This is a genomic window from Lacinutrix jangbogonensis (assembly GCF_000797445.1).
Taxonomy (GTDB): Bacteria; Bacteroidota; Bacteroidia; order Flavobacteriales; family Flavobacteriaceae; genus Lacinutrix; species Lacinutrix jangbogonensis.
Map to the genome: position 1 here is coordinate 47,501 of NZ_JSWF01000015.1, position 13,075 is coordinate 60,575.

At 31.4% G+C, this 13,075-nt stretch carries 9 protein-coding genes and 1 pseudogene (1 of these 10 only partly in view); 1 reads left to right on the plus strand and 9 read right to left on the minus strand.

The features are described 5' to 3' along the window. Positions 1-314 (plus strand): annotated as a pseudogene (locus RH82_RS02490) (IS30 family transposase) (it extends 664 nt beyond the left edge of the window). Between the two features lie 244 nt (positions 315-558). Here the strand turns inward: RH82_RS02490 and RH82_RS02495 are convergent. From RH82_RS02495 to RH82_RS02535, 9 genes are all read right to left on the minus strand, one after another. Further along, complete coding sequence (locus RH82_RS02495) at positions 559-798, minus strand: DUF6095 family protein (protein WP_034057788.1); 240 nt, start codon at positions 796-798, stop codon at positions 559-561. After that, positions 788-1,618, minus strand: a complete 831-nt coding sequence (gene murQ, locus RH82_RS02500; protein WP_034057790.1) for an N-acetylmuramic acid 6-phosphate etherase — start codon at positions 1,616-1,618, stop codon at positions 788-790. Before murQ ends, RH82_RS02495 begins: the two co-directional genes overlap by 11 nt. Before the next feature lie 30 nt (positions 1,619-1,648). Next, positions 1,649-3,109: a TolC family protein gene (locus tag RH82_RS02505; protein ID WP_034057791.1), complete on the minus strand. Its 1,461-nt coding sequence runs from the start codon at positions 3,107-3,109 to the stop codon at positions 1,649-1,651. A gap of 6 nt (positions 3,110-3,115) precedes the next feature. Further along, complete coding sequence (locus RH82_RS02510) at positions 3,116-4,468, minus strand: ABC transporter permease (protein ID WP_034057793.1); 1,353 nt, start codon at positions 4,466-4,468, stop codon at positions 3,116-3,118. Positions 4,469-4,470: 2 nt separating this feature from the next. Next, entirely contained in the window at positions 4,471-5,715 is a 1,245-nt protein-coding gene (locus RH82_RS02515; RefSeq protein ID WP_034057795.1) for an efflux RND transporter periplasmic adaptor subunit, read from the minus strand. Between the two features lie 149 nt (positions 5,716-5,864). After that, complete coding sequence (locus RH82_RS02520) at positions 5,865-6,677, minus strand: DUF4249 domain-containing protein (RefSeq protein WP_034057797.1); 813 nt, start codon at positions 6,675-6,677, stop codon at positions 5,865-5,867. A gap of 5 nt (positions 6,678-6,682) precedes the next feature. Next, positions 6,683-9,058, minus strand: a complete 2,376-nt coding sequence (locus RH82_RS02525) for a TonB-dependent receptor (protein WP_034057799.1) — start codon at positions 9,056-9,058, stop codon at positions 6,683-6,685. Positions 9,059-9,289: 231 nt separating this feature from the next. Beyond that, positions 9,290-11,509 carry an NADP-dependent isocitrate dehydrogenase gene (locus RH82_RS02530; RefSeq protein WP_034057801.1) on the minus strand — a complete coding sequence of 740 codons (2,220 nt, stop codon included), beginning with the start codon at positions 11,507-11,509 and terminating at the stop codon, positions 9,290-9,292. A gap of 156 nt (positions 11,510-11,665) precedes the next feature. Continuing rightward, on the minus strand, positions 11,666-12,238 hold the full coding sequence (locus RH82_RS02535; protein ID WP_034057802.1) for a pentapeptide repeat-containing protein: 573 nt from the start codon (positions 12,236-12,238) through the stop codon (positions 11,666-11,668). Positions 12,239-13,075 lie beyond the last annotated feature (837 nt).

Here is a 13,075-nt window from a genome sequence, read left to right on the forward strand (position 1 = left end):
CCTATATCAATACAATAACGGCAGATAATGGAAAGGAATTTACAGAACACAAAAAAGTATCGGAAGGATGACACGTTGATTTTTATTTTGCAAATCCATATTCACCTTGGGAACGAGGTGCTAATGAAAATCTAAATGGTTTAATAAGGCAATATTTTCCAAAGAAAACGGACTTCTCAAACATACCTGACCAAGAAATTAAAAGGATTGAAAGAAAATTAAATGATAGACCAAGAAAAAGGCATAAATTTGATACACCATTAGAAGTAATGGAAAATCTTTTGTTTAACACAGAAGTTGCGTTTATTACTTGAATCTAGCTATTGTTATTAATGTGTAACGAACTATCCTAATTTAATTATTCAAAATTTTATTATGTAGAAGACGGTTTAGGTGATTTAGTAGTTGTTAAAGAAGGTTTTGCTTAATTATTTCTCTTATTGTGAGCAAGCTACCGCTACCGTCATTATTGTATATACACTGATAGATTTAATATACATTTTGAAGTTTTTTATTTGGGTAACAATCCCTAAACTCGAAAAGTAGTAGTAAATTATATTAGTTTTTATTGCTCTTAAACATACTATCAAGAATTGTATTCAACCCTTTAAAAGCAAAATAGATAGCACCACAACAGCCTAAAATCCCTAAAAGAAGTAATGGAATATAGAGCGTTTTTTCTTGATTACTGAACGCTACGTAAATAAGAGTTGGGCCTAAGAACATTAATGCTAGGGATATCCCCATTTTTTGTAATCCTTTGGTTAATAATTCTTTATCCGTTTTTTTAGTTTCCATTTAGTGAAGCATTATTGGCATTTATAGCAGCTCTTACGTTATTGTTATTATTATGTAAAAGCTTCTTAGCTTTAACGTTATCAATATTAAGTTCCGACATAATCATTTCGACTCCTCTATCAATCAACTTATTATTACTTAGTTGCATGTCCACCATTTTATTTCCTTTAACTTTTCCAAGTAGGATCATTGTGGAAGTTGAAAGCATATTCAGTACTAGTTTTTGTGCTGTCCCAGCTTTCATTCTTGAACTTCCAGTTACGAATTCTGGACCTACAATTACTTCAATAGGAAACTGAGCAGCATTGGATAATGGGCTATTTTTATTACATGAAATACAACCAGTAATAATACCTTTTTCATTACATTCTTTTAAAGCTGCAATTACGTAGGGTGTAGTGCCAGATGCGGCAACACCAATTACAATATCGTTCTTAGAAATGTTATGTGCTTGTAGATCTTTCCAGCCTTGAGTTGTGGAGTCTTCGGCAAATTCTACAGCTTTTCTAATAGCGGTGTCGCCGCCAGCGATTATACCAATAACCATTTCATGAGATACACCATAAGTCGGAGGGCATTCTGATGCATCTAGAACGCCAAGTCTTCCACTCGTTCCGGCTCCAATGTAAAACAGTCTGCCACTATTTTTTAGTTTTAGTACGATTTGCTCTATGAGTGTTTCAATTTGTGGTAATGACTTTTCAACAGCTATTGAAACTGTTTTATCTTCATTATTAATATTAATTAATAATTCTTTAATACTCATCTTTTCTAGATGATTGTAGCTAGACTCTGTCTCAGTAGTTTTTATAAAACTCATATTTTAAAAATAAGAATTAGTTTTGATGTTTTAATTGTAAATAATATCATCAACTTCTATTTTCTTGTCTTTTATAAAATCGTAGAGTGTCAGTTGTCTTAGTATATAATAGTCGTTCCAGAAGTTTTCAAGAGAATTTAAATATTGTAATATAGCTCTGTCTCTTTCTTCTAATGCAATATTTAAATCTGTTAGGGTTATTTTATTTAAGACATATCTTTTTTTAGAAATATCATAGCGCTTCATTGAAACTTCTTTGGCTTTTTCTGATGTTACTAAGAAATCTCGTTGGTTAGACCAGTTTAAAACATGCAAGTATATTTCTTGCTCAAATTCTTGTCTGTCTTGATTTATATTATTGTTGGTTAAATCTAAATTTGCTTCAGCCATTTTTCGTCGAGATTTAGAAACTCCCCAATCAAATATTGGAATACCAACAGTAACCCTAACACTTTGCTGTTCATTATAATCGTTGAATAGATTATTAAAATCATCTCCATTTTGAGAAATCCCAAAGTTAGCAGATACTCCTAACTCTAATCGATTGTTACCTTTTTGAAAAGCTAATTCTTTTTCGGCTTCTAATCGTTTTCTTCTAAACTCTATTACTGCTTTTCTATTTGATTGTGCCTCACTTAATGCTTTATCTATATCTACATCAAAAAGAGGTAACTCTTTAGGAACATCTAATACTAACGTTTCTGTATCTAGTTCTAAATAACGCGCTAAATTTTGAGATGTTCTCTTTACTTCTATGGTATTTGTGGTGACTGTATTTTTAGAATTCAAAAAGCGTAATTCCATTTGTAATAACTCATTTTCTGCAATCTTACCAACTCTATATCTCCCTTTGGATATTTTAAATAAAGTGTCCTGGTTGGATAGATTCGTTTCTGCAATTCCTAGCTGCATTTGCGCTTTTAGTAATTGGAAATAACGACGGGAGGTATTAACGGCTATTTGTTCCATATTTTCAATGAAGTCTCTTTGTGCCTCTTCATAGATTAATGGTTCAATTTTCTTATCCCATCTGAACGGATTATATAGAACTGAATTTTGAAAATAATTTACAGTAAAAGGAATAACAGAATACCGTACATTTTCATTAAGCCCAAAAATCTCAACTCGTTCCAGATTTGTATTTACAGATAAAGTTCCACCGGTAAACGGTACACTTTGTGATATTGATAAGCCACCTTCGATAAGTAATTGGTTTTGGTTTACAAAAATATCTTCTCCAGCATCATTTGTTATTCTTCGAACAGCATTTCTATATTCAGGTAAAACGGCATTAAGTCTTAGTTCTGGTAAAAAGCTGGCTTTATACCGTCTGAACCTCCAATAATTTGCTTGATTTCTATTAAGGTTTGTTTTATAATCAGGAGATTTCTTTTTGGCTATTTCAATAGCTTCTGTTAGTGTTATCTTTTTTGATTGCCCATAATTTAGTAATGGGAAAATAACAATAATTAATAAGAGTATTTTTTTCATAGTTTATTATTCTGATCTTAAAGCTTCGATTGGTTTTTTCTTAGCCGCGGCTTTTGCTGGAAATATTCCAAAAACGAGGCCAACAATTACAGCTATAAAGAATGAAAGCATGATTGAGTTTAAGGTAAGTACGGTTTCTATCCCGGAAACGATTTCAATAACATAGGCGCCAATTACACCTAATACAATTCCTATAATTCCTCCACCAACGCTTATGAGTACAGATTCAGACAAGAATTGTAATATAACATCTTCCTCTGTTGCTCCAATAGCTCTAATTATTCCTATTTCTTTTGTTCTTTCTAAGACTGAAGCTAGCATAATATTCATAATACCAATTCCTCCAATTAGTAAGGATATTCCTGCTATTATTATTAAAACTATATTAAATATTTGTTTTGTTTTTTGTTGTTGTTTTAGAAGTTGTATAGGAATAGTTATTTCAAAATCTAATACATCATTATGTCTACGTTTAAGCATTTTGCTTAATACTTCAGCAGTAGCTTTTAACTCTTTAGAATTTGAAACTTGTAATGTCAGTTTATCTATTTGGTGATAGTTCCCTCTTGGGATTCTCTTTTTTGGACCGTTTTGATTTCTATTTCGAGTACCTATTTTATCACTTATTATCTTGCGATCTTTATAGCGCACCAAAAAGGTGTTTAATGGTATATAGATGTCTTTATTTAAGTCTCTTATTCCTAAATTTTCTTGTGATTTATCCGAAATCATCTTTTCTTCAATGACTCCTATGACTTGTAACCAAACGTCTTTAACCTTTATTTGCATTCCTAATGCACTTTTACCTGTAAATAATTTTTTCTCTACCTTTTTACCTATTATACAAACTGGTAACGCATTTTTAATTTGATAGTCCGAAAAAGTTTTTCCATTCTCTAAGTTTATATTTGATGTTTCAAAAAAAGCAGGAGATATTCCAACGAGTTTTACTGAATTTTGCCTACCATTATTGATGACATATGTGTTCAGAATTATTTCTGGACTAACAAGCTTTATGCTAGGGATGTTTTTTTGAGCGCTAAGTGCATCTAGTATATCAAGGCCCTTAGAAAATCGTTTCGATTCCGTTTTACCATCATCTTCATCACTTTGCTCAGCGTCTTCATTTTCCTCATCAAGAATAGGAGTAACCACTATGTTATTAACACCTACTAATTCTAATTGAGCTAATATCTCTTTTTCGGCACCATTACCTATGGCAAGCATAGTAATTACTGAAGCCACACCAAAAATAATTCCTAAGGCAGTTAAAAACGTTCTAACCTTATTTGTTTTAATAAACCAATATGCTTCGCTAAAATTAGATTTTAGTTTTTCTAAAAGTATTTTATCTATCATCTCTATTTTAATAGCGTTATACTTTTATCATCCGAACCTTCTGGTTTATTTAAATAAACAATATCTTCTTTTTTTAATCCTTTCTTAATAATAACTACTTCGTTATTAGATTGACCTAATTCCACTTGTTTTTTAGCAATTGATAATCCTGATTTCACATAGGTAAAACTAATTGAGTCATTTGCAAAAATTGCTTCTAAAGGCACCATTAAAACATCTTCTTGTTTATCAATTAGTATCTTGTTTGAAGTTGTCATTCCTGGTCTTATATTCTCATTTGTTTGATTCAATTTTATTAAAACTTGAAATAGTTTTATGTCAGATCCTGCTTTGGTTTCTCCTACGTTAGCAACATCAGTAACAATACCATCAAGTTCTATTTCGGGAAACGCATCAAAACCAATTTTTGTAACTAAACCCTTCTTTATCTTTCTTATATCTACCTCATTACTGTATGTTTTTGACTCCATTTTTGTTAAATCGGGTAAACTTGCAATTGCAGGTTCCCAAGGAGATATTGTAGAACCTACTTTCTTTTTAGTACCGTTCCACTCTTTTACATAAGTAACCATTCCATCATCATCAGAGGTGATAGTGAATTCTTTTTGTAACGTTTGTAGCTCTTCTATTTTTTTACTGATTTTAGAAACTTCAGTACCTACTTCAATCATTTTGGCATTAGCTTGTCTCTTCTTTATAGAATAATCTGCTTTCTTTTCTTTTAAGTCTCTTTCGGTTTTCTCTATTTTGTTTTCAAGGGATCTAATAGTTGCTGGAGGTTCATATATAGAACGGACTAATTCTAAACTGTCTTCCTCTATATTATATAACATATCTTTAATAGAGCTACGTTCTTGTTTAAGCGTTAAAGTAGTATCAAGTTGTTGTTGTGTATATTTCGATTGTGCTTTCTCAAGGTTTAATTGGGCTTCATTTATTTTTCCGTTAACTTCTGAAGCATCTAGTTTTCCAATGTAATCTCCTTTTTTTACAATAGTACCTTCAGCTACTAAATCTTGAATTTTTATTTGATAAATATTGAATCTTCTTGCGTTGCTAGGCCCGTTAATTTTTTTGGAGCTTGTAGATTGTGCTTCACCAGAAATGTAAACTTCATTTAAAAATGTGCCTTTTGTTACTTTTGCGGTAAGCGATGCGTCTTGTTCACTACTGGAATTAAAATATGAATAAGCAATAATGGCTAAGATAATTGCAACTACTATTATGGTAATTCTTTTTTTACTCATGAATTTTGTTTTTTCGATTGATGGTGGTTAAAAGTAGACAAAATAAATACCTTTAGGATTTTCTTTTTGTTAATATCCTCTTAATTGTTTATGATTCGTAATAACTATAACTCTGTATTTAAACTTATAGTATTACACATTTATAGAAACTATTCTACTGTATAGATAACTTCTGTTGCTTGTGATGCTCTAAAGTAGCCAAACGGGAAATTTTCTGGATTTGTTTGATTTATACAGTTACCACGAACTGTTGCTGGTTGCACTTCAAACGGGCCACCTCCTTCTGAAGTTTGCTGTAACAATAGAAACATGAATTCGTAGAATTGTTTTGAGATACCATAATTTCTAATGATTAAATTGTTTCCAGGTTCGGTATCTTCATTAGAATAAAATGCAAAGATTTGATTACCATTTACAAACTCATCATCATAAACATTTAAATCTAGATTGGTTTCCAATTCTCCTTGAAATTCGAAAAAGTAATAATTTTCTTCATCTGCAGGATCTGTATAATAGGCTTTTATTTCTATTTCATCTCCTGTAAATCCACCATCATCATTTTGTTCTATGAAGTCTATGGACGTAACGCTTGTCATCGTTTCGAATCCCACATAAATTTCATTATTATAAATAATAGTTAATGTATATTCTTGATTTAATTGCGGATTGAAGTTGAAACACTCGTAGATACCATCAGAATTTGTGTCTAAAAAGTTATATACGTTATTACTTTGATCTGTTACAAGCACATTTGCGCCAGTTGCGGGAGGCACTTGGCTATCAAAAAATGGAGCAGAAAGCGATAATTTTATAGTTTGATAATTAGCTGTAGAACCTTCAAACCAATTTAATGAAGCGTCAATTACTAATCTTGGTTCTGCGTTTGGAACTTCGATATCGATAACGTCTTCGCAAGAAGAAATTATAAAAAATAGTATTAATATGTATGATAAATTTTTCATCTTTTTTAGAATTTAAAGTTGTAAGATACAGAAGGTACTGCCCCAAAAATTGATAAACGGGTGGCCTCGTTATTACCTGTGTCTTGGTTTTGAGCAAAAGAAATAGATGCCGCATTTCTTCGGTTGTAAGCATTATATAAACCGAAAATCCAGGAGCCTTGCCAGCCTTTTGTTTTATCTGGTTTTGGTGTATATGTGGCAGAAAAATCTAGGCGATGATAACTTGGCAGCCGCGTTGAGTTTCTTGGGCTATAATTTGGTACAACAATATTATTATAAACATATTGTCCATTGGGAAACGTTGTAGGTTGCCCAGTTTGAAAGATGAAATTGGCGTTAAGATCCCATTTTTTACTCAGGTTATAGCTGCCAGTAATAGATATATCATGCGTTCTATCGAAACCTGCGTTATACCAATTACCATTATTTATGCCAATTTCATTTGCTGTACGACCTTCGGTTTTTTGTTCAGATTTAGATAAAGTATAAGCAATCCATCCTTTCAATCGTCCTTCGTTTTTTCTAAATAATATCTCTAAGCCGTAAGCTCTAGATTTTCCGTTTAAAATAACGGTTTCAATGGCTTCGTTAGCAATTAGGTTGGCGCCATCTATAAAATCTATTCTATTTTGAACGTCTTTATAATAGGTTTCTACTTCCAAAGAATAGTCTCCATCTTTTAAATTCTTGAAATAACCAATGGCATACTGATCTAAGATCTGCGGTTTTATATATGTACCACTAGGTGCCCAAACATCCAATGGTGTTGGAGAATTTGTGTTAGATAATAAATGCAAATATTGAGACATGCGGTTGTAACTTGCCTTTACTGAAGAATTTCGATTTAGCGTATAAGCTGCAGAAAATCGAGGCTCTAAATTTAGAAATGTTTTTATAGTTTTGTTTCTGCTAAAAGATTCTGTCCCAATAGCATCTGCACTTTGGTATATTTGAAAATTGTCGTTAAATGTTACTGCTTGATTATTTTGATAAATATTTAATTCATTTTGTCCAAGACGCATAAAAGAGCTTAATCTCAAGCCATAAGCGAGTGTAAGATTCTTTGATACTTTATGTTCTGCATCAATATATACAGCATTTTCAAAAGCATATTTATCAATTAATTTTTCTGCATTTATTCCAGAAGTAGGAGTAGAAGGTTCTATTTCTCCTGGATTAAATTTGTAATAAATACTATTTAAACCGTATTGCAATTTGAAATTGTTGCTTAAATAATGTTTGAAATCGTATTTATAATTAAAATTCTGAATACCAGAATTCCATTTAAACTCGACGAAATCTAAATTTAATCCGTAATAGTAATCCGAATAAATAAACGACATATTAGAAAACAGCTTATCGTTAAATAAATGATTCCATCTAAAATTGACGATTGTATTTCCATAAGTATTTTCGAAACTATTAGCCAAGTTAAAAACATCTCTACCAAAATAACCAGACAAATAAATGTTGTTGTTATCGTTTAGTTTGTAACTTAATTTTGTATTTAAATCGTAGAAATAAGCAACATTGTCAAGATCGAAAAGCGGCAAGAATAGATGGGCATAAGAGCTTCTTCCTCCTAATAAAAACGATCCTTTTTCTTTTTTTAAAGGCCCTTCTACTAATAGCCGGCTGGACACTATACCAATTCCACCATTAGCATGAAACTCTTTACTATTTCCTTCTTTTTGATAGATATCTAAAACTGAAGATACGCGTCCACCATAACGCGCAGGAATACCACCTTTGTATAATTTTAAATCTTTTATAGCATCAGGATTAAATACCGAAAATAAACCAAATAAGTGTGAAGAGTTAAAAACGGTAGCCTCATCCAAAAGTATTAAATTCTGATCTGCAGATCCACCGCGAACATTAAACCCAGACGAACCTTCTCCTGCATTTGTAACACCCGGTAATAAGGTGATTGCCTTTAAAACATCGGCTTCGCCCAGAACAACTGGAATTTGTTTTATTGTTGAAGCCGTTAATACATTAACACTCATTTGAGGTTTTCTAATACTAAGTTTTTCAATATTTTCTGTTATTACAACCTCTTCTAAGTTCTCGGTTGCTTCGGTTAAAATAAAATTACGCTTAACATTCTTATCAAGAACAATCGTCTCTGTTTTATCCGTATAACCAATATAACTAAGCACTAATTTATAAGTGCCTTTTGGTAATGTAATAGAATAAAAACCGTATTCATTTGTGGTAGTTCCAGTGTTTTGATCAGGAAAAAGAATATTTACACCAATTAAGGTTTCGTTATTATCTTCATCTTGAATAATACCACTTAGCGTAAATTTTTCTTGTGCAAAAAGTAACGTACAACTAAAAAACAGTAGTAAGAACGCAACTCGTTTTGATTGATTCATTTAGAGCAAATTTTTTGATTACAAAGTTAAGTAAAACTTAATTTTGTAAGAATAGTTTAACAAATATTTGGGCGTTTCCAAGACAAGCAAAATAAGTAGGTCTTGGTCGTGTTATCTACTATATCTTTTTTTTTGCAGAGGTACACAAAAAAAAGGATGCTACTTCTATCTCTAACGCAAAAAAAAGCGCCTAAAAAGGCGCTTTTAAAAGGTAATTACTATTTATATCTATTAATCTAAAATACTATTTAATGTTTTACTTGGGCGCATAGCTGCGTTTATCAAGTCTTCTTTTGGCTCATAATAACCACCAATATTTACTGCAACACCTTGAATATCATTCAACTCTTTAACAATTGCAGTTTCATTATCTGCCAATTGCTTTGCAAGAGGAGCGAATTCTGTAGCGAGATCACTATCTGTTGTTTGGTTCGCTAATTCTTGAGACCAATACATCGCTAAGTAAAAGTGAGAACCTCTATTATCTAATTCTCCGGTTTTACGAGATGGGCCTTTTTTGTTTTCTAATAATGTTTCAGTTGCATTATCTAAAGCATCACCTAAAATTTTAGCTTTTGGATTGCTGTTGACTTGACTAAAATGTTCAAGCGACACTGCCAATGCTAAAAACTCTCCTAAAGAATCCCAACGTAAATGATTTTCATCTGTAAATTGTTGAACGTGTTTTGGTGCAGATCCACCAGCTCCTGTTTCAAATAATCCACCGCCATTCATTAATGGTACTATTGATAACATTTTGGCACTAGTTCCAACTTCTAGAATTGGAAACAAATCTGTTAAATAATCACGTAATACATTTCCAGAAACCGAGATGGTATCTTTTCCTTCTTTTAATCTCTTACACGTAAAAATCGTGGCGTCGATAGGAGATAAGATTCTTAAATCTAATCCACTAGTATCATGGTCTTTTAGATACGTATTTACTTTTTTAATTAATTGCGCATCGTGTGCTCTCTTTTTATCTAACCAGAAAACTGCAGGCGTTTCAGAGGCTCTTGCTCTAGTTACAGCTAACTTTACCCAATCTTGGATTGGTGCATCTTTAACTTGGCACATTCTCCAGATATCTCCAGTCTCAACCTTATGAGATAATAAAACTTTTCCTTGAGCATTGATAACTTCAACTTTTCCATTTGAAGCCATTTCGAATGTTTTATCGTGAGAACCGTATTCTTCAGCTTTTTGAGCCATTAATCCAACATTGGGAACCGTGCCCATAGTTGTTGGGTCGAAAGCGCCATGCTCTTTACAAAAATCGATAGTTGCGGTATAAATCCCAGCATAACTACTATCTGGTATTACTGCTTTTGTGTCTTGAAGTTTTCCATCATGATTCCACATCTTACCAGAACTACGAATCATTGCAGGCATAGAAGCATCAATAATTACATCACTTGGTACGTGTAAGTTAGTAACACCTCTTTCGCTATTTACCATAGCTAAATCTGCACTATGCTCTAAAGCATAACGAATATCTTCTCTAATTTCTTCGTGTTTATCGTCAGGTAATTCGCTTAAATTACTCAGTAAGTTTCCAAAACCGTTATTTACGTCAACACCAATTTTATTAAACGTTTTACCATGTTTTTTAAATAACCCTTTAAAGAAAACACGAACAGCATGACCAAAAATAATGGGATCACTTACTTTCATCATTGTTGCTTTCATGTGTAATGAAAACAAAATACCTTTATCTAAAGCATCTTCAATTTGTTCATCTAAGAATTCAAGTAATGCTGTTTTACTCATTATTGTAGCATCAATAATTTCATCTTGTAATAATGCTAAATTATCTTTTAAAATTGTCGTTTTTCCATTGGCGTCTGTATGCTGTATTTTTACAGAAGTCGCAGTTTCTAATGTTACAGATTTTTCATTATGTGCAAAATCACCAGAAGACATGGTAGAGACATGAGTTTTAGAATCTTTAGACCATGCTCCCATAGAATGTGGGTTCTTCTTTGCGTAATTTTTTACTGCTTTTGGTGCACGTCTATCACTATTCCCTTCTCGTAATACTGGGTTTACAGCACTACCTTTAATTTTATCGTAACGCGATTTAATTTCTTTATCCGTATCGTTTTTAGGCTCATCTGGATAACTAGGGATTTTAAAACCTTGTTCTTGAAGTTCTAAAATTGCAGACTTTAATTGCGGCACTGAAGCGCTAATATTCGGTAATTTTATAATATTAGCTTCAGGCTTTTTTGCTAATTCTCCTAAAAAGGCTAAATCGTCACTCACCTTTTGATTATCATTTAAAAAATCTGGAAACACTGCTAATATTCTAGAGGCTAGAGAAATATCTTTAGTTTCAATATTAATTCCTGAAGATTTCACAAAGGCTTTAACTATTGGTAAAAAAGAACGTGTTGCTAAAGCTGGCGCTTCATCTGTTTTTGTATAAATGATTTTTGGTGTTGTAGACATATATATAAAGGGTGTTATGATTTGTATTATCGAATAAGTTTTGGTTAGCAAATATACAAAATTTCGATATAAATTTAAAGCTAGAAGCGTTTGACTTCAATGGATTTTATGGAATATAATTTTGGTCTTTAATTTTATTTGAGAAACACCTTATAATTATTCAATTATAATACCATAGTCTTTTAAAAGTCCGAAGACTTCACTTTTTGAAAACTTAGCGCCTTTTATTTTGTTTTTTGAAGGAGAGATAGAGTAGTTGTATGCTGTTAAAAAATCTACGTTCTCTAAGTTGGTGTTTTCAAAAATGACTTGGTGTAAATCGCAATTTTTAAAAGTTGATTGTTTTAAATCTGCATTAGAAAAGTCTGTCTTCTGTAATTTACATTTTTCAAAACGTGTGTTATTTATTTTTAAATTATAGAAGGAAGCTAAATTGAGTTGGCAATTTTTAAATGTTAATGCCAATAAAAATGAATCACATTCATTAAAAGGAGTGCCTACTAATTTACAATCATTGAAGCGTACATCTTTTAAAGAGGTCTCTCCAAGTTTAACAGAACTGAAGTTACAGTTAATAAATTCGCATTCCAAAAACGAGAATCCTGAGAGGTAAGTATTACTAAAATCACAGTTACTAAAAGTACAGTTATCGTACTCTGCTTTTTGTAATTGATTTGTTGTATAATCTTTTGAATTGAAAGATTTGTCTGTTATGTAAGGTAGGTTCATTTGTAATATTTGCAATAAAAGTACACTTTTTGTTAATCTTGCAAAAGCATGAATGACAAATCTTGTTTTATAATAAATGATTGGAGTGCTTTAGAGATGCGAACATTGGTTATGGTTTTTTGGACTAGGCCTTTTACGAACCGTTTTCAAATAAAATAACGGGTAAAAGTTATCTCAAAAACAAAAGCCATAACACAATAGAGTTAACTATTAGAATTATGGCTTTTTTGAGGTAACATCAACTGATCTATTTAGCTTTCACTAACTCAATCCAAAACCTAAGTTTTACATCTTTTCAATTCAAAATCTGTTAAATCAATAATACATTTGGGTAACTTTCAAAATGTATTGACATGTTACACCTCTTGTATCTGTAATTATTTTTCTTGAAACTTTAGTGCGTTTACTTCGTTTACACGTTGTATTAACTTTAAAGCCTTGTTTCTTCTTTTCGTATTCACTTTCGATCTCTACTACCTTATCCGAAACTTTTAATTTTTTCTATTACAATCTACCTAAGCATGTTGTAATTTTCAAAACCTCATGGTTTTTCAATAGTCATATCTACATATGGTATTTTCAAAACCTCAAAAAATAATCAATACTTAAAAATTTAATTTCTTAAGTATTTATTCTAAAACTCATTAGCTATTTACATAACAAAGTTTTAAAATCAATTAAATGTAAATACTACTTTAAAGCAGTAACCAACACAAGGTTGTTATTAATTGTTTTACTAAATTACATAATAAGTTTAATGTAGCTTGTGTTTTTAAGCTACTATTTATCAACTAGTTATGAACTCGTGTTATTAACAAATGTTAATAACCCAAAAAG

Bases quoted from the DNA above. Each gene is read 5' to 3' on its own strand.
- murQ (WP_034057790.1), bottom strand. From the start codon at position 1,618: ATGAGTTTTATAAAAACTACTGAGACAGAGTCTAGCTACAATCATCTA.
- RH82_RS02515 (WP_034057795.1), bottom strand. From the start codon at position 5,715: ATGAGTAAAAAAAGAATTACCATAATAGTAGTTGCAATTATCTTAGCC.
- RH82_RS02530 (WP_034057801.1), bottom strand. From the start codon at position 11,509: ATGTCTACAACACCAAAAATCATTTATACAAAAACAGATGAAGCGCCA.
- RH82_RS02510 (WP_034057793.1), bottom strand. From the start codon at position 4,468: ATGATAGATAAAATACTTTTAGAAAAACTAAAATCTAATTTTAGCGAA.
- RH82_RS02525 (WP_034057799.1), bottom strand. From the start codon at position 9,058: ATGAATCAATCAAAACGAGTTGCGTTCTTACTACTGTTTTTTAGTTGT.
- RH82_RS02505 (WP_034057791.1), bottom strand. From the start codon at position 3,109: ATGAAAAAAATACTCTTATTAATTATTGTTATTTTCCCATTACTAAAT.
- RH82_RS02495 (WP_034057788.1), bottom strand. From the start codon at position 798: ATGGAAACTAAAAAAACGGATAAAGAATTATTAACCAAAGGATTACAA.
- RH82_RS02520 (WP_034057797.1), bottom strand. From the start codon at position 6,677: ATGAAAAATTTATCATACATATTAATACTATTTTTTATAATTTCTTCT.
- RH82_RS02535 (WP_034057802.1), bottom strand. From the start codon at position 12,238: ATGAACCTACCTTACATAACAGACAAATCTTTCAATTCAAAAGATTAT.